The 26,242-nt window shown below is 68.6% G+C and carries 15 protein-coding genes and 1 CRISPR repeat array (1 of these 16 running past the window's edge); of the genes, 5 read left to right on the top strand and 10 right to left on the bottom strand.

Annotated features, from left to right (window positions below; translation table 11 throughout):
* Nucleotides 1–146: 146 nt before the first annotated feature.
* From IPK71_36665 to IPK71_36650, 4 genes are read left to right on the top strand one after another with little or no spacing between them, the layout of a single operon-like run.
* Complete coding sequence (locus tag IPK71_36665; GenBank protein ID MBK8219291.1) at nucleotides 147–1,409, top strand: hypothetical protein; 1,263 nt, start codon at nucleotides 147–149, stop codon at nucleotides 1,407–1,409.
* Between the two features lie 38 nt (nucleotides 1,410–1,447).
* Complete coding sequence (gene cobT / locus IPK71_36660; GenBank protein MBK8219290.1) at nucleotides 1,448–2,473, top strand: nicotinate-nucleotide--dimethylbenzimidazole phosphoribosyltransferase; 1,026 nt, start codon at nucleotides 1,448–1,450, stop codon at nucleotides 2,471–2,473.
* Complete coding sequence (locus IPK71_36655; GenBank protein MBK8219289.1) at nucleotides 2,470–3,240, top strand: adenosylcobinamide-GDP ribazoletransferase; 771 nt, start codon at nucleotides 2,470–2,472, stop codon at nucleotides 3,238–3,240. The genes cobT and IPK71_36655 overlap by 4 nt, the downstream gene beginning before the upstream one ends.
* The gene (locus IPK71_36650; protein ID MBK8219288.1) at nucleotides 3,237–3,806 is read left to right on the top strand and encodes a histidine phosphatase family protein; all 570 of its coding nucleotides are present in this window, start codon (nucleotides 3,237–3,239) and stop codon (nucleotides 3,804–3,806) included. Before IPK71_36655 ends, IPK71_36650 begins: the two co-directional genes overlap by 4 nt.
* Nucleotides 3,807–3,950: 144 nt before the next feature.
* On the opposite strand, the gene IPK71_36645 is transcribed toward IPK71_36650, so the two are convergent.
* From IPK71_36645 to IPK71_36635, 3 genes are all read right to left on the bottom strand, one after another.
* Complete coding sequence (locus IPK71_36645) at nucleotides 3,951–4,775, bottom strand: hypothetical protein (protein ID MBK8219287.1); 825 nt, start codon at nucleotides 4,773–4,775, stop codon at nucleotides 3,951–3,953.
* A gap of 209 nt (nucleotides 4,776–4,984) precedes the next feature.
* On the bottom strand, nucleotides 4,985–5,443 hold the full coding sequence (locus IPK71_36640) for a helix-turn-helix domain-containing protein (protein MBK8219286.1): 459 nt from the start codon (nucleotides 5,441–5,443) through the stop codon (nucleotides 4,985–4,987).
* A 162-nt stretch (nucleotides 5,444–5,605) separates the two neighbouring features.
* Nucleotides 5,606–5,893: a hypothetical protein gene (locus IPK71_36635; protein MBK8219285.1), complete on the bottom strand. Its 288-nt coding sequence runs from the start codon at nucleotides 5,891–5,893 to the stop codon at nucleotides 5,606–5,608.
* A gap of 55 nt (nucleotides 5,894–5,948) precedes the next feature.
* On the opposite strand from IPK71_36635, the gene IPK71_36630 reads away from it, so the two are divergent.
* Nucleotides 5,949–6,371: an ASCH domain-containing protein gene (locus IPK71_36630; GenBank protein ID MBK8219284.1), complete on the top strand. Its 423-nt coding sequence runs from the start codon at nucleotides 5,949–5,951 to the stop codon at nucleotides 6,369–6,371.
* Nucleotides 6,372–6,478: 107 nt separating this feature from the next.
* On the opposite strand, the gene IPK71_36625 is transcribed toward IPK71_36630, so the two are convergent.
* From IPK71_36625 to IPK71_36595, 7 genes are all read right to left on the bottom strand, one after another.
* Nucleotides 6,479–7,156 (bottom strand): hypothetical protein, encoded by a 678-nt coding sequence (locus IPK71_36625; protein MBK8219283.1) that lies wholly within the window; start codon nucleotides 7,154–7,156, stop codon nucleotides 6,479–6,481.
* A gap of 284 nt (nucleotides 7,157–7,440) precedes the next feature.
* Nucleotides 7,441–7,758 (bottom strand): hypothetical protein, encoded by a 318-nt coding sequence (locus IPK71_36620; protein MBK8219282.1) that lies wholly within the window; start codon nucleotides 7,756–7,758, stop codon nucleotides 7,441–7,443.
* A 114-nt stretch (nucleotides 7,759–7,872) separates the two neighbouring features.
* Nucleotides 7,873–8,466: a type IV toxin-antitoxin system AbiEi family antitoxin domain-containing protein gene (locus tag IPK71_36615; protein MBK8219281.1), complete on the bottom strand. Its 594-nt coding sequence runs from the start codon at nucleotides 8,464–8,466 to the stop codon at nucleotides 7,873–7,875.
* 102 nt (nucleotides 8,467–8,568) lie between these two features.
* Nucleotides 8,569–9,879 (bottom strand): histidine phosphatase family protein, encoded by a 1,311-nt coding sequence (locus tag IPK71_36610; GenBank protein MBK8219280.1) that lies wholly within the window; start codon nucleotides 9,877–9,879, stop codon nucleotides 8,569–8,571.
* Complete coding sequence (locus IPK71_36605; GenBank protein ID MBK8219279.1) at nucleotides 9,876–10,625, bottom strand: methyltransferase; 750 nt, start codon at nucleotides 10,623–10,625, stop codon at nucleotides 9,876–9,878. Before IPK71_36605 ends, IPK71_36610 begins: the two co-directional genes overlap by 4 nt.
* Nucleotides 10,622–12,973 (bottom strand): glycosyltransferase, encoded by a 2,352-nt coding sequence (locus tag IPK71_36600; GenBank protein MBK8219278.1) that lies wholly within the window; start codon nucleotides 12,971–12,973, stop codon nucleotides 10,622–10,624. The genes IPK71_36605 and IPK71_36600 overlap by 4 nt, the downstream gene beginning before the upstream one ends.
* Complete coding sequence (locus tag IPK71_36595) at nucleotides 12,970–13,905, bottom strand: NAD(P)-dependent oxidoreductase (protein MBK8219277.1); 936 nt, start codon at nucleotides 13,903–13,905, stop codon at nucleotides 12,970–12,972. Before IPK71_36595 ends, IPK71_36600 begins: the two co-directional genes overlap by 4 nt.
* Nucleotides 13,906–14,506: 601 nt before the next feature.
* Nucleotides 14,507–26,242: direct repeats of the CRISPR family, unit length 36 nt; unit sequence GCTTCAACGAGGCCGGCGTGCGAGACGCCGGAGATG; it runs 464 nt beyond the window's last position.

Here is a 26,242-nt window from a genome sequence, read left to right as displayed (position 1 = left end):
AAGCCTCCGCGGGGAGGCGAGAGGACATTCGGCGCCGCGGCCTTCGCGCGGCCTCGCGCGGCCTTCGCACGAAGGGTCCCGCGCGCGGCCTCGGCTCGCCCCTCGCCCCTCTCGCGCTCTCCGCGGCGCCCTACCGCGGAGCCTTCATGAGCCGTCACGTCCCCTTCGTCTTGCGCCGCGCCGGAGCCACGCTCACGGCCCTCCTCGCCCTCGCCGCTTCTTCGTATGCATGCTCCTCCGAGCCCGCGGGCGGCGAGCTCGACGCGGGCACGAGCCCCACGTCGACCGCGCCCCTCCCGAGCCCCGAGGCCGGCGCGTCGGACGGCGATGCGCCACGCGACGCGACCGCGCCCGACGCGTCGCCGCCTCGCCCCCCGCCCGTCTTCCTCCCACCGAACGACTACGAGGACGTGGCGACCCTCGATCCCGCGTTCCCGTTCGGCGTCGTCGGGCGCTACGCGGCGACGGGCGAGGTGCTCGGCGCGCGTTGGGGCAACCACGGCGGCCCCATGGTCACGACGCAGGTCTACACCGCCCAAGACGCCGCCTCGGCGCCCGGCGTGATCCGCTATGCGCTCCCTCAGGCCGCGCAAGGCACGGCGACGGCCACGAGCGTGCCTTTCGTTCGGGCGACGGCCCTCCCGTCGACGCTCTTCTACGGGCCCGACGGAATGGTCGACCTCCCAAATGGCAACGAAGCGCTCCTGACCTACACCGGGAGCGGGGCCGGGTTCCCGGGAGAGGCCCTCGTCTACACGAAGGACTACGCGAGCCTCGTCGCCCGGGCGCGCACCAACGGCATCTATTCGGCTATCGGCGTCCCCTCGGGGGCGATCGTGTTCTCCGCGCTCTCTCCCTTTTCGGCTACGGCTTCGGCGACTCAAGACAATGGGCTCTACGTCGCCGCGCGGTGCGGTGTGGAGCTCGTCGCGACGGGCGCGTGCAAGCCGCCCGCGAAGCTCTTCGGGTGGTCGGGCAGCTCGGGTCCCGTCGCGGTCGACGCCCTCGGCAACGCGTTCGTGGCGGCCTCCGAGAGCGGAGGGGACACCCTCTACGGAGCTTCCGCCAGCGAGATCTCCGCGATCGGGGGCGCGGCTCGCGTCACGCTCGGCGCCGCAGGGACCACGGGCACCTCGTCGATCGCGGCGGTCGCGCCCGAGGGAGGTTGGGCGGGATACGTCGTCGGCAAGGGATACGACGGGGCGCGCGCCGAGCCTGCGTACGCCCAAGGGTACGGCGTCGCGAGCCTCCGCGCGGAAGGCACACGCATCTCACGCGCGATCGCGGCCGGTCCGAAGACCGAGGCCTTCTCCGTCTTCGCGAGCCCCGTCGGAGATGTGTGGATCGCGGCCGAGCTCACCGAGGGCGCTCCCCGCCGCGTGTTCCTCGCGCTCCGGAGGCGACCGTGAGCGGCGCGGCGCTCGAGGGCGGGCCCGCCGCGACCTCCGTGACCCCCGTGGAGGCGAGGCGTGCCGCGCTCGCGCGCCAAGACGGACTGCTCAAGCCCCCAGGTTCCCTCGGCGCGCTCGAGGCGCTCGCCGTCCACTACGCCTCGGTCCGCGGTCACCTCTCGACGCCCGAGGCCCCGCGCTTCGGCCTCGCGGTGTTCGCGGCCGATCATGGCGTGACCGTCGAGGGCGTGAGCGCCTACCCACGTGACGTCACGAAGGGCATGGTCGGCGCCATCGTCGGAGGCGTGGCGGCGGTCTCGGTGCTCGCGCGTGCGCACGACGTCGCGCTCTCCGTAGTCGACGTCGGGGTCGATGGGGCGTACGACGTCCCCCCGGCGGCGCACGCGACGCGCTACGCGCGGAGGACGATCCGGAGCGGCACGGGCAACCTGCGTATCGAGCCCGCGATGACGCCGGTCGAGGTCGACCGCGCCATGCGCGTCGGGGCCGACGAGGCCCGGGCGTTCGTGGAGGGTGGCGCGACGGTGCTCGGCGTCGGCGAGGTCGGCATCGGGAACACGACGTCGGCGGCGTGCCTCGTGTGCGCGCTCACGGGCACGTCGCCGGAGCGCGTCGTCGGTCGCGGCACGGGCGTCGATGACGAAGGGCTCGTGCGTAAGCGCCGCGTCGTCGCCGAGGCCATCGCGAGGGTACCGGCCAGCGCGGGGCCCGAGGCCGTGCTCGCCGAGGTCGGGGGGCTCGAGCTCGCGACGATGGCGGGCTTCGTGCGCGCCGCCGTGGAGGCGCGATGCCTCGTCGTGCTCGATGGTTTCCTCGCCCAGGCCGCGGCGCTCGTCGCCGTGAGGCTTACTCCCGACGTGCGCTCCGGGCTCGTCGCGTCGCACGTGTCGGCCGAGACGGGCTCCACGATCGCCCTCGAGGCGCTCGGGCTCACGCCGCTGCTCTCGCTCGGGATGCGCCTCGGCGAGGGCACCGGGGCCGTGCTCGCGATGGGGCTCCTCGCCGACGCCCTACGCCTCGAGCGCGAAATGGGCACTCTGGCGAGCCTGGGGCTCGCATGAGGACGTTCCTCCGTTCGATCCGCGCCGCGGTGATCTTCCTCACGCGGGTCCCCGTCGGCGGGTTCCCCTACTCGCGCGCCGAGTGGGCGTGGGCGTCTGCGCAGTTCCCGCTCGTCGGAGGGCTCGTCGGCGCGGCGACGGGCGCGCTCTTCGCCGCGCTGCGACCGAGCGGCGCGCTCGGGGCCGCCGTCGTCGCCGTCGGCATCTCGATGCTCCTCACGGGGGCGTTCCACGAGGACGGCCTCGCCGACACGAGCGACGCGCTCGGGGGCGCCTTCGATCGCGACAAGCTCCGCGCCATCTTGAAAGACTCACGTGTCGGCACGTTCGGCGCCGCGGCGCTCGTCGTGTCGATCGCGGGCCGGGCGGCCTTCCTCGCGCGCCTTTCGCCCAGCCGCGCCGCGGCCATCGTCACGGCGGTCGCGTTCGTCGCGGCGTCGGCGCGCGTAGGCCCGGTCTGGCAGATGGTGGCCCTCCCGTATGCCACGGAGCAAGGGGCGAAGAGCCGCGACGTGACCCGCGCGCGTCTGCCCCAGGCGCTCGTCGCGACCACGTACGCCGCCCTCGCCGCGGGTCTCGCCTGCGCTTCGGGTGGGCTCTCTCCGGCGCGGGCGTTGGCCGTCGTGGGCGTTCAGGCCGGTGTCACGCTGGTCACGTCGTACCGGTACCTCGTGCGGCTCGGGGGAATCTCGGGGGACTTCCTCGGCGCGACCGAGCAGCTCGCCGAGCTCGCGGGCTTGCTCGTGGTCGCGTGGGGTGTCTCGTGAGGCTCCTCGTCGTGCGCCACGCGAAGCCCTCCGTGACCGGCGTCTGTTATGGGCAGAGCGACGTGCCCGTCGCGGTCCCGCACGACGAAGCCGCGGCCTCCGTGTGGAGGCAGCTCGAGGGGGCGCGCGTCGAGGGGCTCGTCACGTCGCCGTTCGAGCGCGCGAAGGGCCTCGCCGAGGCGATCGCGCGCCTCTCGGGGCACGAGGCGCCGCGCGTCGATCCCCGCCTCTCGGAGCTGTCGTTCGGGGAGTGGGAGGGTCGCACCTTCGCGGAGATCGAGGCGAGCGACGGCGCGCGCTTCGCGGCCTGGATGGCGCGGTACACGGAGCTTTCGGCGCCGGGCGGAGAGACGGTCAAGGACCTCGACGCGCGCGTCCGGGCCTTCGTCACCGAGCAGCAGGCGCATCACTCCGGGCCCGTCCTCGTCGTGGCCCACGCGGGCGTCGTGCGGGCGCTCCGGAGGCTCCGCGACGCGACGACGTGGGAAGAAGAGATGCGCCGCCCCGTGCCCTATCTCGAGGTGACCACCCTCGATCTCGAGCGCTCCCTGGATGGGCGCGGGTAGGGCAGTTGGTCGCGCCTTGGGGCGAGCCCCAGAGGCGCCGACGCTGTCCCGGTGTCTTGTGGCGAGTGAATACGAGCGATCGTGCTCACTCGGCGACGCCCGCGCGGCTCGAGGGGTGGCGCGGCGTGGTGGCCTCGGTGCTCGTCACTTGCAGGTGTAGATCGCCTGGTTGAAGCGGCGCACGGAGCTGCGCTGGAGCTCTTCAGGGTCTTTCCCGCAGAGGTTCGAGAGGCTCTTCATCTTCGATTTGCACTCGGCGAGCAGGTTGTTGGCGACGCGGATCGGCGGCTCGTGGTTCGTGCCGCTCGGGTCGGTCGGGTCGGGTTGGCAGATGCCGCGGCGGATGAAGTCTTGCATGATGCGCCGGCCGTGGAGGCACTGCGCGTTGCGCTCGATTCGGGTCTGGAGCGTCGTGCAGGTGGACTGGTCGCGCGCGGTGGCGAGGCTCACCGACGCGCACGAGGTCTCCGACGCGTTCGGGTTCCTGAGGTCGAGCGAGCCGCACGCGTTCTTGTAGCGGCGGTAGAGGTTCGAGCAGAACCGCGGGCTCGTCGTCGCGCTCACGGTCGAGCACGTCGACGACCCTGTAGATGCGAGCGGGATGCGCTGCGAGCCCGACGTGGACGCGGAGCAGAGCAGGTACGAAGCCGACCCGGTGAGCACCGCGGCGATCGCGGTGAGGGCCGTCGCCCCGGCGGGCACCACGCACACAAGCTCGCCCGCGCCCGTGACGGCGAGCGCTCCGGCGCACGTCGTAGTCCCCACGAACGCCTGCGACGCGACCACCGCGAGCCCGGCCGACGCGCCCGCCACGAGAGAACAAGCCTGCGCGCCCGTGAGGGCTTCTGCGGACTCGCCCGAGTCGTCCCCCTCCGTGGGCTCGGCCTCCTCGGGCGTGACCTCCGCCGAGCACGCGAGGGCGGCCATGGGCACGAAAACGACGGCGGCGAGGGGGCGGAGGATGCGCATGACTCCCGCTTAGCAACACGCGTTCCACGCTAATTCTCGTGGGGTTTCGTGTGCGAGGCACGTCGGGCCGGAGGAACGTCCCGTACCTCTCCTGGGGGGTGGGGGTATCACGCGAGACGGGCGGGGGAGCCCAGGCGGACGAGGTCGCGAAGTGGAGCCGGGTAGAGGACGCAAGCGTCGTACAGCACGACGAACGCCACCGCGTGCCTTCAGTAGCCGAGCCCGTGCTTTTCGGCCTCGGCGGTCAGCTCGTCCAGCACGGCCTTCCGATGTGCGTCGTCTTTCCGTTGGTACTCGACGAGATCGGCCGCCCGCACGCGCCGGTGCGTACCCACCAAGCGGAAGGGGATCTTGCCCTCGTCGAGCAAGCTCACGAGAAACGGGCGCGAGACGTTGAGGAGATCGGCCGCCTGTTGCGTCGTCAGCTCCTCATGGACGGGCACGATGGTGACCGCGTTCCCATTCGCCATCTGCCCTAGGACCTCCAGGAACAGATCGAACGCCTCACGCGGGACCGTGACGGGGACCGCCGGCCCTTCGCCCTCAGGCTGGACCTGGACCGTACGGGAAGCCTTCCGCCGCGGTAGGGCTGCGAGTGCCCGCAACGCGACCTTCGCTTCTTCCGACGCCTTGGCGGTAGGCAGCTTCACCGGGGAGGTCGGCATCATCGCTCATCAACCTAGCGCACGATCGAAATCAACGAAACGCGCGGGGCGACGAGGGGGTGGTGCTCGCGGGACGATGGCGCGTGCTAGCCGGGACTCGCCGTGCCTACCTGTGTCGTCGCGTGTCCGCCGTTCGCGCCGGGTCGACGTTTCGCCCAAAGGCCGTCACCATCTCGAACGCTCCCCGACCCTGCGAAGGACGGCCGCGAGCCACACGAGCGCGTACCCGAAGGGCTCTTTGCTCCCGCGCGCGAGGGCCGTCACCTCGTCCCAGTCGTGGGAGAGCTGGCCGAGGGTGAGCTCCTTTGGCGTCCGATCCGGGGCGTAGGCGTCTTCCATGGGGACGTGCCAGTAGTAGTCGTCGTCGATCTCCAGTTCGCTCTGTCCGATGGTGTCCAGGTGCTCGAGGAGGGCGAGCGTCGCCGTCCGCAGCTCCTTCGTCGTCACGCGCATGGGGGGCTCCTTGGAAGGTGGTCGTGGAGTAGCGTAGCGAGGCCCCGAGGTCCCCATGAAAGCGCTCTCCGTCCGTCAGCCGTACGCATCCGAGATTCTCTCCGGAGAGAAGACCCGAGAATACCGATCGCGGCGAACGAGCTACCGCGGGCCGCTGCTCATCTGCGCGAGCCAAGCCGCGGACGAGGGGGCGACGCCGGACATGCCTCGCGGCGTGGCGGTGTGCCTCGTCGACGTCGTCGGTTGCGAGGACGACGGGGAGGGCGGCTTCGCGTGGGTGCTCGAGAACCCGCGCCCCGTCGAGCCGCGCCCCATCAAGGGGGCGTTGGGCTTCTTCGAGGTGCCCGACGTGCCGCTGCTCACGCCGACGCGGAGGAAGAGTGAGGCCGTGGGGCCCGCACCGGCTGGCCCGCATAGGGAGCGTATCGAGCAGCTGGCGGCGGACGTCGGGGCGCGCCTCGCGCGGCGAGGGGGATGACGTTTCTTGTCTTCTCGTTAGGAACGACCCGAAGGTGTCGCGCGGAAAGGACGAAGGCCAGGAGGTGGAAGCTCCGGGCCTCCGGGTCGCGCGCTCAAGCGTCGTGGCTACTTGGTGCCGCCGCCGACCAGCGCGTCGAGCTTTCCGATGGGCACGGTGATGACAGCGTTCCAGGTCTTGCCGTCCTTGCGTGCGACGACGAAGGCCCTGATGCCGGCCTTGCGGAGGCTCGCCTGAGCCGCACGCGCGGCGCGGCCCGCCTCGAGCTCGTCGCCCGTGGGTTTGCTGTTGGCCTTGGCGATTTCCTTTCGCTTCTTGGCGATGTCGCGTGAGGAGAGCTTGTTGAGGTCGACGCGCCTCTTGTCCTTCGGTCCGCGAACGCCCGCGGTGAGCACGTCGTCGACGGTGTCGGGCTCGGGGGTCTCTTCGGTGAGGCGCACGAGCTCGTAGGCCTTCTCGGAGCCGACTTCGATCGCCTTCTCGCGCGAGACGGAGCGCGCGATCGAGACGAGCTTGAACGCTTGGGACTTGCCCATGATCTTGCGAGCGTCGATGAGCTCGCCGAACGAGGCGTAGCCCGCCTGGAGGTAGAGCTTTTTCTCGAGGATCTCTTTGAGGGCGACGCCGATGTCGTAGAAGTCTTCGACGATGCGGGCCTTGCGGCGCTCGATGGTCTCGAGCAAAGACTCGAGGCGCTTCTTCTGAGCGGCGCTCTGCTTGACGCCCTTGAGGGCAGCCTTCTTCACCACGGCCAGGGTCTTGGTGTTCGCTTTCTTGGTCGCCATCGTCGTCCCCTTCGTTCGTGCGATCGTCCAACTCCAGGCGCCTGGAGTTGGAACTCCAGGCGCCTGGAGTTGGAGGTTTCTGTCGCTTGCGGTCGCTTCCTCGCGGCACGTAGCATGGCACGCAGAACGCTACGATGTGCGAGAAAAATAGGGGTGCCGTGATGGGTGCCCCCCGGAGCGCGCCGAGGTGGGCGTCACGAGCGAGCGAGCGCGAGCCGGGCGATTTGAAACGGAGGGTCGCGCGATTTGCATTTCGCGGGGCGTGACCCGGGCGCTCGTGTCCCTCACGTGTCGCCCGTCCACGGGCCGCCCGGTGGCCAGCGTTGGTCGAAGCTCTCGCCGCCCGCGCAAGCACGCGCCACCGGCAGCAGGAACTGGGCGAGGAGCGGCACGAGCTCGGCGAGCGACTCCGGGCACTCGGTGTTCGGGAGCTTCTTTCGGAACGCGCTCCACTGCGTCACGGTCCTTACCTGCTCGGTGAAGCTCGATGTGAACGCGATCGGCTCGACGTCGATGGCGGTCTCGCGGTTCGCGAAGGTGGCGGCGATGGCCTTCGCGAGCACCGTGCCGTCGAAGGCAAACTGTCTCGCGAGCAGCCACACGTCGTAGAAGCTTCGGCGATGTCGTCACGCCCGGCGCGGTCGATGCTCACGCCGTAGGGTCCTCCGCGGACTCCGTCCAGCAGGATGGACTACGTCCACTCCGGTTCTTGCCGGTCACTGCATCGCCTCCAGGTAGGGGCGCATCGCGCGCTCGACGTGGCGCATGCGGGCGTACTTCAGGAGCACGTCGAGCTTCTTCTTGCGGCGCTCACGCCAAAGCCGCAGCGCCTCCAGGACCACGTCCATGCCGATCTGGTTCCGGTAGCGAAAGCAGTCGACGAGGGTCTTCTCCGGGGCGTAGATGCGTACACGTACACCGTCGAGCTCGTGCGTCTCGATGCCCTCGTCGAACGCCGGGCCCGAGAACCAGAAGAAGCGCGTCGGCGGGTAGTCGAGACGCGGCTTCGTCTTGCCCCGCTCGAGCGCGACGTCGATCGTGTGCGGCACCTGCGTCGTCAGCTCGTGGAACGAGAGCGCGGAGATGAGGCAGAGGACGCCCTGCGGGACGCGCTTGGCCACCGTGACGAGGTCTGGGTGTGCGAGCGGGTCGAGCGCCGCGAGGCGGTACACCCCTCGGGAGACGGGCACCACGACGCCGGCGTCTCGCATCGCGTAGAGCGTCTTCCGGTTGATGCCGAGCCGCAGCGCTTCGGACATGCGGAGGACGCCGCCATGCTGGCGGAACAGCTCGATTTCACGCTCGAACACCCGGGTCGCCTCGGAGACATATTGCCTTCAAATGTAGATAGAGTGAAGTGGTTTTGTCTCCGGTCGGAGTGTGCCGACGCGAACACTTCGAGCAAGACGGGCTCATGGTCGGCGCGATGCCAGCTCGGCGAGAACGGGGTCGAAGCTTGCGCTCGCGCGGAAACGCTCGATCATTCCGTGGCGCATCTCGGGCGGCTGTTGGTCGAAGAGCGCCCAGAGGCGCTGCTCGTCCGAAGCGCGCGCCTCGAATCCGAGCTCCATCGCGTAGCGCCGCAGGCGAACGAGGGAGGAGAGGGCATGCTTCCAGTTTCGTAGCTCGTCGAGGAGCAGCACTTGCCGCTTCGAAGCGGACGCTCGCGCGAGGGGATGAACGACGGCGCGCCATTGGTCGGTCGGACTGTGCTCGGCCCCGATGGACGACAGCGCGAGGTCGAAGCCTGCCAGGCGCTCTTCGAGAACGCTCGGCTCCGTTTGCAGCGACACCTCGATCTCCCGTCCGCGCATCCGGAAAGCTTGGGTGTAGGGCCGTTCGGGAAGGCGCTCGGCCCCACGCTCGACGAGGCGGGCCTCGACGAGGGCTCGGTCCGATGGGGTTGCGGCCCAGATGTCGAGGTCCCGCGGCGGCTTTCCCGTGAGGAGCGTCTTGAATACGCCTCCCGCGAGGAAGAAGCGCGCTGGGCAATCGAGGCCGAGGGTCGCCCCCACCTCGCGACGCGCCAACGCAACCACATGAGCCTCGGTGAGATCGACGAGCGGCTCGGGTAGAGTGCGCCGGCGATCGCGGTACCTCACGTGGACGCCGTCGCCCTCTTCCCAGAAGAAGGCCGCCTCCAGGTACCCGGGCCAGTCGGCCGGTGTGAGGGGCTCGCCGAGGAGGCGCGCACACGTTGCGGTAATCAACGAGTCGTGCGTCACGAATGCATGAATCCCCGGTGTCCGCTTCGATGCTGCGAGCATGTGTTTCGCCAGGGCACGGGCTGCGGCGTCGGCGTCGGCGCAACCCGGAAGAATTTCCCTGCCCTCGACGAGGCGGCGCATGACCCCTTCGTGCCCCAGCGACCGCCACGTCGCGTCGGCTCGATCATCGACGACGAAGACCCCCGGATCGCCGAGCATCCGATCGGGCGAAACCTCGTCGGCGAGCCCTGCGCCCTCGGCGAGGCGCTCACCTGTCTGCACCGTGCGCAGAAGGGGGCTCGCGTGGACGGCTCGGAGGCGGCCACGGAGCTTCGTACCGAGCTCCCGAGCGAGCCGGTGGCCGTCGTCGGTGATCGGGAGTGTGTATCCCACCTCGTTGGGCGCGAGGTCGGCTCTCACCGAGTGACGAATCAACATCGCGACCGCCCGCTCGCGAGGCACGGCTTCGAGCCACGCGAGCGTCGTAGGGGGTATGACCCAGTCGCTGTCCCTCATCGCGCCACCCCGCGAGCACGGAGCGCGGTGCAGCGTTCAGGCCTCAGTTCGACGACCGTATTGCCTTGTTCGTCGATGACCTCGAGCCCGCCGTCGAGGCGCTCGACCCTTGCCTGGCCATTGTAAAATGGCTCGACGGCGGCGAAGCGTCGGGCATAGACCGGACTCCCCTCCACGTCGACGTGCATCCAGCCGCCGTCGTCGCGGGCTCTCGCGAAGCCCTTGTGAAACACGTCGAGGTCGATGAACCGCCGCCCGTGCAGGAGGTCGCCGTTGGGCCGAACATGCGTCGAGCGGCCGTCGGCGGTCTGAACGACGGCGATGCCATCGCGGAAGTCGCCCGCGTACCGAAAGCGTGTCGCGTAGGCTGCACGCCCTTCGACGTCGATGTGATGGTATCCGCCGTCGGCCTTGCGGACCGGGCACAGGCCTTCCTGGACGTTGCCGCACCAGGCGTAGCGCTCTCGGTACGGGGCGTGCCCGTCCGGGCCGATGTGGTGCCAGCCGTCGTCGTCGATGACTGCGGCGCGCCCTTCATAGAACCCGAAGGTCCGCAGGAAGCGCCTTTCGTAGGCGGGGGCTCCGTCGGGGCGGACGTGCCACGCGCGGCCGGCGCGACGAACCGGCGCGAGCCCGGGAGCGTGGAACTTCAGGACCTCATCGAAGCGCTCCGCGTAGGCTGGCGCGCCGCCTCCGTCGAGATGGTGCGAGGCATCGGGGCTCACGACCCAGGTTCTCCAGCTCATGAGGCACCTTCAGCGGGTTTCCGCATGTTGCAGCCGAGGCAGAGGCGACGGTTCCGGTAGGTCGAGGTCAGCTCGCGGTATGTGTCACCGTTCCATATCTCGAGGATCCCCTGGCTCGTCAGGTCCCCGAGCTCTCCGAGGGTACGACGTTCGGCGTCAGGGGCGCAGCACGGATTGAAGCGCCCCTCGGCGCTCACCCACGCCTCCTGCCCAAGGAATGGGCACCGCCCGCCCGGAGCGATATCCTCGGTCGTGCTCGTGTCGAGGAGGAAGAGGTTCTCGAGGAGGAGAGGCTCCCCGTTCGGGAGGCGCCGCTCGGCCGCGACCTCACGCGCCGCGAGAACGGCTTCGTTCCATCGCGTCACCGCCTCGGGGCTACGGCGCATCGATTGGTCTCGAATCTCGTCGAAGTGGGCCCAAAGGTGGTGCCCCTTCACCCTGTCGACGCCCATGTCGATCGCGAGTCGCACGATGCCGGCCAGCTCGTGCACATTGGACTCCAGAAACGTGAGCTGGAACGTCACCCGGCAGCGGTTGCCTCCGGCAGCGGCGTGGGCGTCACGGACGGCGATGAACGCGCGTACGTTGTCGACCATGCTCTCCCATCGGCTGCCGAGCATGATGGCCTCGTGCGTTGCCTTGGTAGAGCCGTTCCACGAGATCTTCACGTCCGACGTGATGGGTACGATGAGCTTGGCCCACCCTTCGGCGCCGAGGCGTGGGAAGGTGCCGTTCGTCGTCAGGTTCAACCGCAGATCGTAGCGGTGGCAAAGGCCGATAATGCGCTCGAAGTGCTCGTAGAGAAGCGGCTCGCCCATCGTCGATGGGATGATCTCCCTGAGCCCCCGCGGGGCAGCCTCGGCGACGACCCGCTCGATGAGCTCGAACGGCATCTCCCGCCGTGCCCGCCCAGCTTCCTTTCGGCGGAGCTGAAGCGGGCTATGGGAGGAGTGCTCCTCGCACATGATGCACTTGAGGTTGCAGAGATCCGGGTTCGTGTCGAACGTGATGCGCCACGGCCCTTCGCGCCTCTCGATGCGCGTGGAGCGGTGTCGGCGTATGACCTGCGCGTAGATCTCCTCGACCTCGCGGACGTGCGTGCCGATGTCGGGGATGTCGCCCGTGTCACTGAACAGGTAGCCGCGTGAGCCGAGCTTCGCGGCGAGCCCTCGCTCGTTGACGAGTCGCTGCATCTGCTGCGCGAGCGCGGCGACCGAGCGATGCTCGAAGAGAAGACCGTTGACCTCGTGCTGGACGTACTCGGCCATCCCGCCGACGTTTGCCGTGATCACGGGGACGCGCGCCTGTTGCGCTTCGTGGATCACGAGTGGCGAGTTCTCTACCCACACCGAGGGTACGACGATCGCGTCGCAATGATTGAAGACGTCGGTGACGATCTCCTTGTTCTTGTACTCGCTGAGCCACTCGACCCGCTGGGCGACCCCGCGGGGGAGCGTCGCCGCGATGCCCTTCAGGGCGTCGGTGTCCTGCCCTCGCGGCCGGCCCCAAATGCGCAGGCGAGCGTCGCCGTCGAGGCGGCCGAAGGCGCGGATGAGGTCGTGGATGCCTTTCGCGGGTATGTGCGTGCCGATGTACCCGAACGTAAACGGCTCCCCTGGGGTGCGCTGCCGCTCGCGAATACGCTCGCGGGCAAAGCCGTAGTCTAGGTACACGAGCTTGCTCTCGGGGAGGCCGAACGCGTCGCGGTAGCGGTCGTTGAGGTACTTTGCGGGCGCGATGAAGAGGTCGACGAGCTCGCTCATCTGTCGCACATGCCTCATGCGCCGACCGACCCAATCGGTCCAGTAGGCCACGTCGGCCTCGTGCTCTTCCTCCGCGCCGCTGAAGTAGCGTGCGTAACAGCGCTCGGCACACTTTCGGTCCTCTTGTCCGTCGCAGGCAGCCCAGAGAACCGTCGGGTCCTCGGGGAACATTTGCATGAACTGACCGCGTGGGCACATCAGCCAGTAGTCGTGCAACGTGAAGACGATGGGGACCTCGCGCACCGCCGCCTCGCGCAGGAGGGAGGTCGAGAGGTGGTTCAGGTGGCCAACGTGAACCACGTCCGGCCGAACGCGCGCGAGGACCTCCGCGAAGCGTTCGTCGACGCCGCTCGCGCGGTAGCGATCCTTGTACCGTGGGTTGTTGACGACGTGGACCGTGATGCGAGGGTCGTCCTCGTCGTGCTCCGTGCGCAGGCGGAAGTCGCTCGCAAAGGCGTCTTCTTCGCGCGTGAACACGTGGACCTCGTGGCGTTCGGCGAGGCCATGGCACAACGTTTGGCTGTAGACCTCGGAGCCCGCGTTGTACCGCATGGGGTAGCCGTGGATGACTTTGAGGATCTTCATGGCACTTCCTTCGTTCGATCGGACAAGGAGCTCGAGCCGTGTTCGTCTCGCAGGGCGCGGAGCAGGCGCTCGAGCCCTTCGTGCAGGTGTACGTGTGGCTGCCAGTCGAGGAGCTGTCGCGCGCGGGTGCTGTCGCCGAAGAAGTGACCCACGTCGTACGTCCTGGCGGGTGCGTGGGCGATCGTTGCCTTCGAGCCCGCGATGCGAATCGTGAGAGCTGCGAGGTCACCGAGTGTCGTCGGGCGCCCGCTCACGAAGTGGATCGGCGCGGGTGGTATGGCGCCGGCAGAGAGAACGCCGACCAACGATGCGATCCCGCGCACGACGTCGTCGACGAACGTGAAGTCGAAGGTATGCGTTTGACCTTCGACGCGCAGCTCGCCACCGGAGAGGGCGCCGCGGGCGAACGCGGGAATCACGCGATCGGCGTGGTCGGCTGGCGACCCGAACACGTTGGAGAGCCGGATCGTACACGCTCGCAGGCCTTTGTCGCGAGCCGCGTCGACCAGACGTTCCCCCTCTACTTTGGAGCGGCCGTAGATGTTCACCGGTCGTAGCGGGCTATCCTCGGTGGCCGGCAGAACCTCGGGCTGGCCGTAGACCTCGCGGCTGCTGGCGAAGATTACCCAGGGTCTTCGACTGGCCCGCTCGGCCTCTTCGAGCACGTAGCGGGTACCGTCGACGTTCGTCGCCCAGCAGGTCTCGGGATCACGCTCGCCCCAGACGACACGAGAGACGGCCGCGAGGTGCACAACGCCCGATACGTCGTCGACAGCCTTTGCGACGTGACCACGCTCGCGCACGTCACCGTGAGCCGAGCCGCTCGCACGGAGATCGAAGCGTACGACCTCGGTGCCTCGTCGTTCGAGGGCCCGCGCGAGCGCAGCGCCCACGAGGCCCGATGAGCCGGTGATGAGAATTCGATGGTTCATGGAGTCCTCCAAACTGGGAAGGGATGGGACGGTGTTCGTGATGCCGGCGAGGCGCTGTCGGTGTGTCGACGCGGACAGGAAGTCGGGGCGCGCGATTTTGCTCCACGGAGGGCGCGGGAGATGCCGGAGGTGCGGCGTCTTCGGGAGCGATGGACGAGGGGGGGGCACGGTCGCCAACGCCGCGCCGTAGTCGAGAAGCACGGCGTCGCCGATGATCAGGCCTCCGCGCGCCACACCAACGTTGCATGCGCCCAGTGTGTCACGCTGGCGCGGTCCAGGGACCGGGTGAAGACGTGACGCGGCGGCGAGGTGCTCGGCGCACCCCGCGCGCCGCTGCCCTGGGGCCGGCCTATTCCTCGATCTGGTCGGGGTGCATCCATTGCGTCGTTTTCCGTGCGGGATCGCGGACGAGGCGCATGCCGTCAGGGCGCGTTCGTATCACCCACACAACGTGGTGTGGATCGTACTCGTCGCGCCGCGTGAGGTAGGCCCGGCGCCAGGTGTTATTCGGAGCCTTTGGGTTGATCGTGACCATGTGCTGCCCTTCCTCGGTGTGAAGTCTTCCTGACGGCGCAACCAAGCGCCGCCAGGAAAAAACGGGAATTCAACGAGGCCGGCGTCGATGGCGGCGGAGGTGAGATAGGTGAGCTCACTGGGCGGTTGCCTCCCAGACGCTTCGACGAGGCCGGCGTGCGATACGCCGGAGATGCTTCGCGGCAGGCGAGCTCGACTTCAACGTCGACTGGCTTCAACGAGGCCGGCGTGCGAGACGCCTGAGATGTGAAGACTTCAAAGGTGGCCCGTGTGTGGCCTCAATGCTTCAACGAGGCCGGCGTGCGAGACGCCGGAGATGCGCGCGTCGCCCAAAACCTGATCTGGGACAAGTTCGTGCTTCAACGAGGCCGGCGTGCGAGACGCCGGAGATGGACCGCAGCCACCGAGGCCGTCATGCGCTCGGCGTCCCTTCAACGAGGCCGGCGTGCGAGACGCCGGAGATGCACGCGCTCCGCCTCGGGGTTCATCTCCTCCGTGGCGCTTCAACGAGGCCGGCGTGCGAGACGCTGGAGATGCTCCGACATGGTCGACGAAGACTCCGCCATCGTGGTGCTTCAACGAGGCCGGCGTGCGAGACGCCGGAGATGATCTTCGTGTGGGTTCCTCGAGGCGCCGACGAAGACGCTTCAACGAGGCCGGCGTGCGAGACGCCGGAGATGCCAGACGGCGCCAGCGGAGAACGGCGTCTGGATCTGGCTTCAACGAGGCCGGCGTGCGAGACGCCGGAGATCCGTTCGCGACGCAGTGGACGCAGAAGTACGTCGTCTCGCTTCAACGAGGCCGGCGTGCGAGACGCCGGAGATGTGCTGCGACCCGAAGCGGCGAGACCGAAGCGCGTGTGCTTCAACGAGGCCGGCGTGCGAGACGCCGGAGATGCATCCCAAGCGGAACCGGTAAATACGGTGCCGGTCTCGCTTCAACGAGGCCGGCGTGCGAGACGCCGGAGATGGAGCGAGAAGAACGAAGGCTTTCCCCACGGCAACTCGCTTCAACGAGGCCGGCGTGCGAGACGCCGGAGATGTCGTGCACGCCACGGGAAGCGGCCCACTACTCGTGCCCGCTTCAACGAGGCCGGCGTGCGAGACGCCGGAGATGGGCCCACGGCCGGCCGTACGGGTCGAGGCCCGCGGAGCTTCAACGAGGCCGGCGTGCGAGACGCCGGAGATGATCACAACCGCGGGAGTGGTGGGGGCTGCCAGCGGAGGCTTCAACGAGGCCGGCGTGCGAGACGCCGGAGATGAGCGTCTCGGGCGGCACGGTGTTCGCGCACTCGGACTGGCTTCAACGAGGCCGGCGTGCGAGACGCCGGAGATGTCGCGCGTGAGCCCCGTCGTCTCGCCGAGGCGCTCGCTTCAACGAGGCCGGCGTGCGAGACGCCGGAGATGCTCGCGTCCAGCGGGACATCGAACATGACCGAGAGCGGCTTCAACGAGGCCGGCGTGCGAGACGCCGGAGATGCGCCACGACCGGGTCGGACGCGTTCGGCGGGAGGACGCTTCAACGAGGCCGGCGTGCGAGACGCCGGAGATGTCGTTTCGCGCGGCGAGCCCCCAACCTGAGAGGTCAAGCTTCAACGAGGCCGGCGTGCGAGACGCCGGAGATGCGGGGGGAACAGGAGGTGCAAGATGGGTGGTGATGGGCTTCAACGAGGCCGGCGTGCGAGACGCCGGAGATGGGAGAGCAACGCCGAGCTCGTCGCGAGGTGCAAACTGCTTCAACGAGGCCGGCGTGCGAGACGCCGGAGATGCTCCACCACGCCCACGTGGATTTCACACAACGTGCTGCTTCAACGAGGCCGGCGTGCGAGACGCCGGAGATGACAGTCCTTCGCGTGAGGCTTGGTGAAGGTCGCCGTGCTTCAACGAGGCCGGCGTGCGAGACGCCGGAGATGGAGGCGCTCGCGTCCGCGTAGAGCTGGGCTGCAACGCGCTTCAACGAGGCCGGCGTGCGAGACGCCGGAGATGACGACGACGACGGGCGTGATGCACCCGGGAACGACCTTGCTTCAACGAGGCCGGCGTGCGAGACGCCGGAGATGCGACGACACGAAGGAGCCCATGCCGCCCGCGCCCGGGCTTCAACGAGGCCGGCGTGCGAGACGCCGGAGATGAGAAGTTTTTTAGCTTGACCCGTCGTGTCCTGTAGGGCTTCAACGAGGCCGGCGTGCGAGACGCCGGAGATGAACTCCAGGACGCGGAGCACGGCGTCGAGCCCACGCTTCAACGAGGCCGGCGTGCGAGACGCCGGAGATGCGACCCGGAGGAGGATCGCGTCCTCTAGTAGGAGCTGCTTCAACGAGGCCGGCGTGCGAGACGCCGGAGATGGCGCGCCGCAGGTCCTCCACGGTGGCCTCTCGGTGCTGCTTCAACGAGGCCGGCGTGCGAGACGCCGGAGATGCTCCTCGTGCGACTTGTACGGGTCGTCGTAGAAGATGCTTCAACGAGGCCGGCGTGCGAGACGCCGGAGATGGTGAGCGGCGGTACCGTGTTCGCCAACACCGACTGGCTTCAACGAGGCCGGCGTGCGAGACGCCGGAGATGCGCGGACCATCACCACGGCGAGGAGCAGGGCAGCATGCTTCAACGAGGCCGGCGTGCGAGACGCCGGAGATGGTCGAGGACGGGCATGTCGAGCCACGTGCTGAACACGCTTCAACGAGGCCGGCGTGCGAGACGCCGGAGATGGCACGCCGGCCGTGTTGGGCAACGGCTCGGTGCACCCGCTTCAACGAGGCCGGCGTGCGAGACGCCGGAGATGACGGCGCCGGCCGAACGACCGTGCCGGCAGGGATGCCGCTTCAACGAGGCCGGCGTGCGAGACGCCGGAGATGGCGCCGCGGCGAAGTTGAGCCGCACTTGCGTCGTGCTGCTTCAACGAGGCCGGCGTGCGAGACGCCGGAGATGGGTCAGCCTCCCGGGTCCGTCTCGCGGTACGTCGAGCTTCAACGAGGCCGGCGTGCGAGACGCCGGAGATGTCCTCGCACGCCTTCGGCGGCATCGCCGCACACGCGCGCTTCAACGAGGCCGGCGTGCGAGACGCCGGAGATGTGCCTGCGCTCTCACCCCATGTCGGGGATGTCGCGCGGCTTCAACGAGGCCGGCGTGCGAGACGCCGGAGATGTTGCCGCCCGCACCGCCGCCGGACCCTGAGCCCGGGAGGCTTCAACGAGGCCGGCGTGCGAGACGCCGGAGATGCTCTCTCTCTTCTCTTGGAATAAGGGACACTTACGAGCTTCAACGAGGCCGGCGTGCGAGACGCCGGAGATGGCTGTCTCCGATCACGTGCTGGTCCTTGAAGGTGTCGCTTCAACGAGGCCGGCGTGCGAGACGCCGGAGATGCGTGAAGCTCGCCCGTGTCGACGTCGCGCCCTTCGCTGCTTCAACGAGGCCGGCGTGCGAGACGCCGGAGATGGAAGGGGGCGTGGAAGAGGAGCTCGCGCTACGTCTCGCTTCAACGAGGCCGGCGTGCGAGACGCCGGAGATGGAGCCGGAGGATGGTGGCGACTCATGAGCGTGTGGGCTTCAACGAGGCCGGCGTGCGAGACGCCGGAGATGGCACGTGGCACGGCGGGAGCGCGGCGTACTTCGCAGCTTCAACGAGGCCGGCGTGCGAGACGCCGGAGATGTGTGACCCCAGCACCCACGACGGCGACACGATGCTGCTTCAACGAGGCCGGCGTGCGAGACGCCGGAGATGTCACCGCCCTTGAGCCCGAGAACGTGCTTCTTAGTCGCTTCAACGAGGCCGGCGTGCGAGACGCCGGAGATGCTTGGGGACGCTAATTTGTGCATGTTTCCGGCATCGTGCTTCAACGAGGCCGGCGTGCGAGACGCCGGAGATGTCCGCCCGTGGCCAGTGTCGAGCCAAAACCTCACGGGCTTCAACGAGGCCGGCGTGCGAGACGCCGGAGATGACTATCGGCTCGCGTTGCGCGTGGCAATCCGCGCGCGCTTCAACGAGGCCGGCGTGCGAGACGCCGGAGATGCCCCGGCCTCCTCGCGCAATGGATGCAAGCTCGAGGCTTCAACGAGGCCGGCGTGCGAGACGCCGGAGATAGGGAGCTCCTCGGCCGACACGAGGCCCGCCTCGCACATGCTTCAACGAGGCCGGCGTGCGAGACGCCGGAGATGGGCCCGTGCCGCTGCGTGGTCCATGCGCACGCGGTAGCTTCAACGAGGCCGGCGTGCGAGACGCCGGAGATGCGGTTCAGGTTCTTTCGCCGAAGCGAAGATGACCGGCTTCAACGAGGCCGGCGTGCGAGACGCCGGAGATGCGGCGCACCACTGCGACATCGCCATTGGAGATGTCACTCTTCAACGAGGCCGGCGTGCGAGACGCCGGAGATGGTCAAGGCCTACCGGAATAAGAGCACCTCCAAGGTCACGCTTCAACGAGGCCGGCGTGCGAGACGCCGGAGATGGGCCCTTCTTCGCCGCATCGCTAACGCAACAGTAGTGCTTCAACGAGGCCGGCGTGCGAGACGCCGGAGATGCTCGACGGCGAACGCGATGGAAAGCGTCTGGCTGGTGCTTCAACGAGGCCGGCGTGCGAGACGCCGGAGATGGCCGATCCGCGTGGAGGTCATGCCGGCCCGGTTCTCGCTTCAACGAGGCCGGCGTGCGAGACGCCGGAGATGCCGGGGCGCGTGCGCAGGGCGTCGGTCACCGAGTCTCCGCTTCAACGAGGCCGGCGTGCGAGACGCCGGAGATGGTGCCGCCTCTTCACTCTCTCGTTTTTTTCCAGACACGCTTCAACGAGGCCGGCGTGCGAGACGCCGGAGATGGCTGGACCCAAGAGAGGAAGTCTTGCCATCCGAGCTGCTTCAACGAGGCCGGCGTGCGAGACGCCGGAGATGGGACGCGTGCAAGACATCTTCGGATCTCATCATCCGGCTTCAACGAGGCCGGCGTGCGAGACGCCGGAGATGCTCTCAGTTCTTGCTAAAACTGATATTCCTGTTGGTGCTTCAACGAGGCCGGCGTGCGAGACGCCGGAGATGCCAGTCCGCTACACTCTAGCCACGACGAATCGACGCGGCTTCAACGAGGCCGGCGTGCGAGACGCCGGAGATGTTCGCCAGGGCGCGCGTGTGGTCTCGGAACGTCGCGCTTCAACGAGGCCGGCGTGCGAGACGCCGGAGATGGCCGCTCGCGGCCATGCAGAACCGCTTGATGTTCGCGCTTCAACGAGGCCGGCGTGCGAGACGCCGGAGATGCCGGGCGATGCGGTGACCGCAGGGACTGTCCTGACGTCGCTTCAACGAGGCCGGCGTGCGAGACGCCGGAGATGACCACAAGCTTTCGGAGGTCGCCCACGATCTCGTGCGGCTTCAACGAGGCCGGCGTGCGAGACGCCGGAGATGCGTTCACCGGGCGGTGCGTGCCGTGAGCCCCGTCGTGCTTCAACGAGGCCGGCGTGCGAGACGCCGGAGATGTGTCCCATGGGCATGGTGAGTGACAGCGACCAGGCCGCTTCAACGAGGCCGGCGTGCGAGACGCCGGAGATGACAGTGTTGTCAACGCGCATCACGTAGATTGTGCGGCTTCAACGAGGCCGGCGTGCGAGACGCCGGAGATGGCGCGTTCGCCGTGACCTTGATCCGGCCGTCGAACCAGCTTCAACGAGGCCGGCGTGCGAGACGCCGGAGATGCAGCGATGCCACCGTCGCGCAGGTCGCCATGGTCGAGCTTCAACGAGGCCGGCGTGCGAGACGCCGGAGATGGTAGTGCTGCCCGAGGAGCGCATCGCACCCGGCGTGGCTTCAACGAGGCCGGCGTGCGAGACGCCGGAGATGGCCGCGTGCAGCTCGGTGGAGACGCGGGCCATGGTGGCTTCAACGAGGCCGGCGTGCGAGACGCCGGAGATGGACGCCATCGACGCGGTGCCGCCGCATCTCGTCGAGGCGCTTCAACGAGGCCGGCGTGCGAGACGCCGGAGATGATGTGGGGATCCTATTTCTTGGGTTGACGGTAGGCCAGCTTCAACGAGGCCGGCGTGCGAGACGCCGGAGATGTCCTTCATCAAGGAGCTCCGCGTTCACCACGGCGCGAGCTTCAACGAGGCCGGCGTGCGAGACGCCGGAGATGCGACATCCGAAGCTCCGGGTCCGCACCGAGATTCCCGCTTCAACGAGGCCGGCGTGCGAGACGCCGGAGATGTCGACGGCCGCGGGATCTCGATCGGGATCGAGGTCCGCTTCAACGAGGCCGGCGTGCGAGACGCCGGAGATGAAGCAGCGGCACACGTACGAGATCCTGAGTCGCCTCGCTTCAACGAGGCCGGCGTGCGAGACGCCGGAGATGGAGGGCGGCATTTTCGGCTCGCCCGAATGGAAGGTAGCTTCAACGAGGCCGGCGTGCGAGACGCCGGAGATGGTCGCGCTCGGCGAACACGGCCCCGAGCTGCTCGGTGCTTCAACGAGGCCGGCGTGCGAGACGCCGGAGATGCGGCACGCCGGAGGGCATGCTCTACGACGTCATCCGGCTTCAACGAGGCCGGCGTGCGAGACGCCGGAGATGAGGAAACGCACACCTACTCGGAAGTTTCCGTCACAAGCTTCAACGAGGCCGGCGTGCGAGACGCCGGAGATGGCCTTTCTCCACGAGCGCCGTGGTCATCGCCTCGCCGCTTCAACGAGGCCGGCGTGCGAGACGCCGGAGATGTCGAGAGCGTGCGGGACCACCGCAACGTGACCGTAAGCTTCAACGAGGCCGGCGTGCGAGAGGCCGGAGATGCGAAACCCGCTGGTCCCCGTGCCCGCCCTCGGAATCGCTTCAACGAGGCCGGCGTGCGAGACGCCGGAGATGCTGTAGCTCCCCTTTCACGTGAAAGGTGTACGCGACGCTTCAACGAGGCCGGCGTGCGAGACGCCGGAGATGGAATGCGCGCATGTGGCCCTAGCCTCGTGGCTTTCGGCTTCAACGAGGCCGGCGTGCGAGACGCCGGAGATGCTCTCGCCTCCGATGATGACCCACTGGATGCGCGGGCTTCAACGAGGCCGGCGTGCGAGACGCCGGAGATGACAGCCCATAGGGCGGATCCGTGAGACACCCGTGGGCTTCAACGAGGCCGGCGTGCGAGACGCCGGAGATGTGCGCCATGGGTAGGGCGTAGCACCGTCGGGAGGCCGCTTCAACGAGGCCGGCGTGCGAGACGCCGGAGATGGAACACGTTCGCGTCGTCGGGCTTGTTCATGTACGTGCTTCAACGAGGCCGGCGTGCGAGACGCCGGAGATGCGCCAAGATGGGCCTGCGCGTCGAGGACGTCGCGTCGCTTCAACGAGGCCGGCGTGCGAGACGCCGGAGATGAGCCCCCGAAGAAGCGAGGCCGGCCGAAGGGCTCCAAGCTTCAACGAGGCCGGCGTGCGAGACGCCGGAGATGTACCCCATGCAAAACGCAACCGAAAACACGACGAAGCTTCAACGAGGCCGGCGTGCGAGACGCCGGAGATGCGACCATCGGCGAGTGAGCGCGAGCACGGAAGGCACGCTTCAACGAGGCCGGCGTGCGAGACGCCGGAGATGTACTCTCTAAATGACTACCCTAGGTCTCAGAGAGTGGCTTCAACGAGGCCGGCGTGCGAGACGCCGGAGATGGCTACCGCATTGCAGGGCCGAAGCCTTGGGGCGGAGGCTTCAACGAGGCCGGCGTGCGAGACGCCGGAGATGTGTTCCCGAGGAGCGTCGAGTCGCCGAAGGTCTCTTGGCTTCAACGAGGCCGGCGTGCGAGACGCCGGAGATGCGCCGACGTCAAGATCGCGAAAGACGAGCTTCGCGCGCTTCAACGAGGCCGGCGTGCGAGACGCCGGAGATGCGGCGGCGCCGCGGCGACGCTCGGCGGGCTCGTGATGCTTCAACGAGGCCGGCGTGCGAGACGCCGGAGATGTTGGAGTTGAGACCTTACGCGGCCCGCACAAGTCCGTGCTTCAACGAGGCCGGCGTGCGAGACGCCGGAGATGAAGACGACGAGGAGACGCCGTGCGCTGGCTGAAGGTGCTTCAACGAGGCCGGCGTGCGAGACGCCGGAGATGCCGCCTCGTCACGGACCCCGGGGGCCGCCTCTACGCGCTTCAACGAGGCCGGCGTGCGAGACGCCGGAGATGGGCGATCGCTTTGGCGTGCGGCGAGGGCATCACGGATGCTTCAACGAGGCCGGCGTGCGAGACGCCGGAGATGCAAGGGAGCGATCGACCAACGGCCGTGGGACTACGGGCTTCAACGAGGCCGGCGTGCGAGACGCCGGAGATGGCCCTCGATGGTTTGGCCCTCGTCGTCGAGAGCGCGGCTTCAACGAGGCCGGCGTGCGAGACGCCGGAGATGCTCGGGCCACGTGCGAGCCATGCGCCGCACCTCGTGGCTTCAACGAGGCCGGCGTGCGAGACGCCGGAGATGCCAGGGCTCGCCGCGGCCGACGGGCGCTGGGCTGTTGCTTCAACGAGGCCGGCGTGCGAGACGCCGGAGATGTCGGCCAGAGCGCGGAGAGTGCCGTTCAGTCGCTGGCTTCAACGAGGCCGGCGTGCGAGACGCCGGAGATGCCCTCAGCATGAGCGTACGAGAGCACCACCACCACGCTTCAACGAGGCCGGCGTGCGAGACGCCGGAGATGGAACAAGTGAGGAGCCAGTGCGCGCGCTCCAACGCCGCTTCAACGAGGCCGGCGTGCGAGACGCCGGAGATGGCCGACGGACGAGGCGCTCCACGGTGTGTGGCGCTCGCTTCAACGAGGCCGGCGTGCGAGACGCCGGAGATGGAGGCCGCGCCCGCCGATGCCGACGCTGCCTTGCAGCTTCAACGAGGCCGGCGTGCGAGACGCCGGAGATGGCGACGTCCGCCGCAGGGCTCGAGAGCACCACGTTAGGCTTCAACGAGGCCGGCGTGCGAGACGCCGGAGATGGACGATGGCCGACGGCACGAGCGCGGCCCACTCCGCGCTTCAACGAGGCCGGCGTGCGAGACGCCGGAGATGCCGATGCCGAGGCGCCTCTCGGCCACTTGCTCCTGCGGCTTCAACGAGGCCGGCGTGCGAGACGCCGGAGATGCTGGCACGAACCTCCGCGGCTCGCGATCGGCGGATCGGCTTCAACGAGGCCGGCGTGCGAGACGCCGGAGATGCTGAAGACGGGGCTCCTCGACGTCTGGACCGCGATGCTTCAACGAGGCCGGCGTGCGAGACGCCGGAGATGGTACTTCGGGTGGGGCGGCTCGTCGTCCTCGTCGCAGGCTTCAACGAGGCCGGCGTGCGAGACGCCGGAGATGCGCTCGGGCGCACTTCCTCACCCTCTGACGTTCGATAGGCTTCAACGAGGCCGGCGTGCGAGACGCCGGAGATGAGGCCGAGGACGCCGACGTGCGCGAGCGCCTCGAGGAGCTTCAACGAGGCCGGCGTGCGAGACGCCGGAGATGGACGAGGTGCACCGCGCCCGCGGCGAGGGAGGTGCGCTTCAACGAGGCCGGCGTGCGAGACGCCGGAGATGCCCGCGCATCCGCCCAAGCATGTTGGCCAGCGCGCGCTTCAACGAGGCCGGCGTGCGAGACGCCGGAGATGGTCGTCGATGTCGGCGGGGCTCATGTCCTGGTTCACGCTTCAACGAGGCCGGCGTGCGAGACGCCGGAGATGCCATCGGATCTTCTCGTAGCTCTGCCCCGTTGCGTTGCTTCAACGAGGCCGGCGTGCGAGACGCCGGAGATGCCCGAGCCTCGACGACGTCGGTGGCGGGCAGAAGGGCTTCAACGAGGCCGGCGTGCGAGACGCCGGAGATGGGCTCGGATCGCGTCCTCGCAAGGCGTCGGACCCTCGCTTCAACGAGGCCGGCGTGCGAGACGCCGGAGATGCGGACGAGTACGAGGTCCCGGACATCAAGATCTTCCTGCTTCAACGAGGCCGGCGTGCGAGACGCCGGAGATGCCCGGCGAGCGCGGGCGGCAGGTGAGCCCACGCGAAGCTTCAACGAGGCCGGCGTGCGAGACGCCGGAGATGGATGCGACCTTCGCGACCTCGACCCTCGAGCTCGAGCTTCAACGAGGCCGGCGTGCGAGACGCCGGAGATGTCCTCGGGGGCTCATCCACCCGTCGACCTCTGGCTCGCTTCAACGAGGCCGGCGTGCGAGACGCCGGAGATGGCCGCCCACGAAGAGCGCCGCGGCGATGGGACGATCGCTTCAACGAGGCCGGCGTGCGAGACGCCGGAGATGGATCGCCCCGGATTTCTCGACGCAGTCGGTGCTCGCGCTTCAACGAGGCCGGCGTGCGAGACGCCGGAGATGGTGAAGGAGCCGCGAGCCCGTTCGACAAGTGGACCGTGCCTCAACGAGGCCGGCGTGCGAGACGCCGGAGATGCCCGGGGGAACAGGAGGTGTGTGATGGCGGGTGATGCTTCAACGAGGCCGGCGTGCGAGACGCCGGAGATGCGGGCGTCGACGTCTTCAACAAGCAGGGCATGCTCCGGCTTCAACGAGGCCGGCGTGCGAGACGCCGGAGATGCTCTACGGGCGCACGGACAAGGTCTCGGATCTGCTGGCTTCAACGAGGCCGGCGTGCGAGACGCCGGAGATGGAGCGACATGATGAGCACCTTCGACTCGCCCTTGATGCTTCAACGAGGCCGGCGTGCGAGACGCCGGAGATGCACGTACCTCGCCGCGCAGAGCATCGCGGCGTCCGCGCTTCAACGAGGCCGGCGTGCGAGACGCCGGAGATGCGAGCTTCTCAAAGAGCGCGAGGAGCGGCTCGCCGCGCTTCAACGAGGCCGGCGTGCGAGACGCCGGAGATGCTCGGGCGGGAACGTGATCAACCTCGCGTACGTCCCGCTTCAACGAGGCCGGCGTGCGAGACGCCGGAGATGCGATCGCGGCGCCCGCATCGTCGCGCAGCGTGCCCGGCTTCAACGAGGCCGGCGTGCGAGACGCCGGAGATGGGCTCAGGCCGAAGAGGCCGAGTGCAAGCCCGAGGGCGCTTCAACGAGGCCGGCGTGCGAGACGCCGGAGATGTCGTCCTCCTCTGAGGCGACGTCGACCGTCACAACGCTTCAACGAGGCCGGCGTGCGAGACGCCGGAGATGCCGTTCTCGAAGAGCTTGACGTCACGCGCACCCGCGCTTCAACGAGGCCGGCGTGCGAGACGCCGGAGATGCGGACCAGCGCGCCAGAATCGAAGAGCTTGAGGCTGCTTCAACGAGGCCGGCGTGCGAGACGCCGGAGATGTTCTTCGTCCCGCTTACTGCGAGAGGACCGTGAGGTTGCTTCAACGAGGCCGGCGTGCGAGACGCCGGAGATGGCGTGACGCCGGTGCCGGCGAATCACGAAGCGCTCGCGCTTCAACGAGGCCGGCGTGCGAGACGCCGGAGATGGCCCCACGACGTTCACGATCCGCCTTGAGATCGTGACGCTTCAACGAGGCCGGCGTGCGAGACGCCGGAGATGCACGACGTTGGCGTCGGTGCCGGTCGACTTTCCGACGTCGCTTCAACGAGGCCGGCGTGCGAGACGCCGGAGATGGAGGTGCGCGATGCGCGATAGCAAGGGACGCTTCGTGCTTCAACGAGGCCGGCGTGCGAGACGCCGGAGATGCTGGTCTCGCCGGTAGTCCTCGCCTGAGTCAGCGTGCTTCAACGAGGCCGGCGTGCGAGACGCCGGAGATGTGGAAAACTGGCACTACTCGCGCAGTATGCCGACAGGCTTCAACGAGGCCGGCGTGCGAGACGCCGGAGATGCGCGGTACCGCCGCCATCGCCGCTCACCGCATCGTCGCTTCAACGAGGCCGGCGTGCGAGACGCCGGAGATGCCT

Source organism: Myxococcales bacterium, from assembly GCA_016712525.1.
Classification (GTDB): domain Bacteria; phylum Myxococcota_A; class Polyangia; order Polyangiales; family Polyangiaceae; genus JAAFHV01.
Note: the sequence above shows the minus strand (reverse complement) of the source record. Positions and strands in the feature narration are given on the sequence as shown.

Coding starts and splice junctions, on each gene's coding strand:
- IPK71_36665 (MBK8219291.1), top strand. CDS start 147: ATGAGCCGTCACGTCCCCTTCGTCTTGCGCCGCGCCGGAGCCACGCTC.
- IPK71_36655 (MBK8219289.1), top strand. CDS start 2,470: ATGAGGACGTTCCTCCGTTCGATCCGCGCCGCGGTGATCTTCCTCACG.
- IPK71_36645 (MBK8219287.1), bottom strand. CDS start 4,775: ATGCGCATCCTCCGCCCCCTCGCCGCCGTCGTTTTCGTGCCCATGGCC.
- IPK71_36640 (MBK8219286.1), bottom strand. CDS start 5,443: ATGATGCCGACCTCCCCGGTGAAGCTGCCTACCGCCAAGGCGTCGGAA.
- IPK71_36635 (MBK8219285.1), bottom strand. CDS start 5,893: ATGCGCGTGACGACGAAGGAGCTGCGGACGGCGACGCTCGCCCTCCTC.
- IPK71_36630 (MBK8219284.1), top strand. CDS start 5,949: ATGAAAGCGCTCTCCGTCCGTCAGCCGTACGCATCCGAGATTCTCTCC.
- IPK71_36625 (MBK8219283.1), bottom strand. CDS start 7,156: ATGGCGACCAAGAAAGCGAACACCAAGACCCTGGCCGTGGTGAAGAAG.
- IPK71_36610 (MBK8219280.1), bottom strand. CDS start 9,879: ATGAGGGACAGCGACTGGGTCATACCCCCTACGACGCTCGCGTGGCTC.
- IPK71_36605 (MBK8219279.1), bottom strand. CDS start 10,625: ATGAGCTGGAGAACCTGGGTCGTGAGCCCCGATGCCTCGCACCATCTC.
- IPK71_36600 (MBK8219278.1), bottom strand. CDS start 12,973: ATGAAGATCCTCAAAGTCATCCACGGCTACCCCATGCGGTACAACGCG.
- IPK71_36595 (MBK8219277.1), bottom strand. CDS start 13,905: ATGAACCATCGAATTCTCATCACCGGCTCATCGGGCCTCGTGGGCGCT.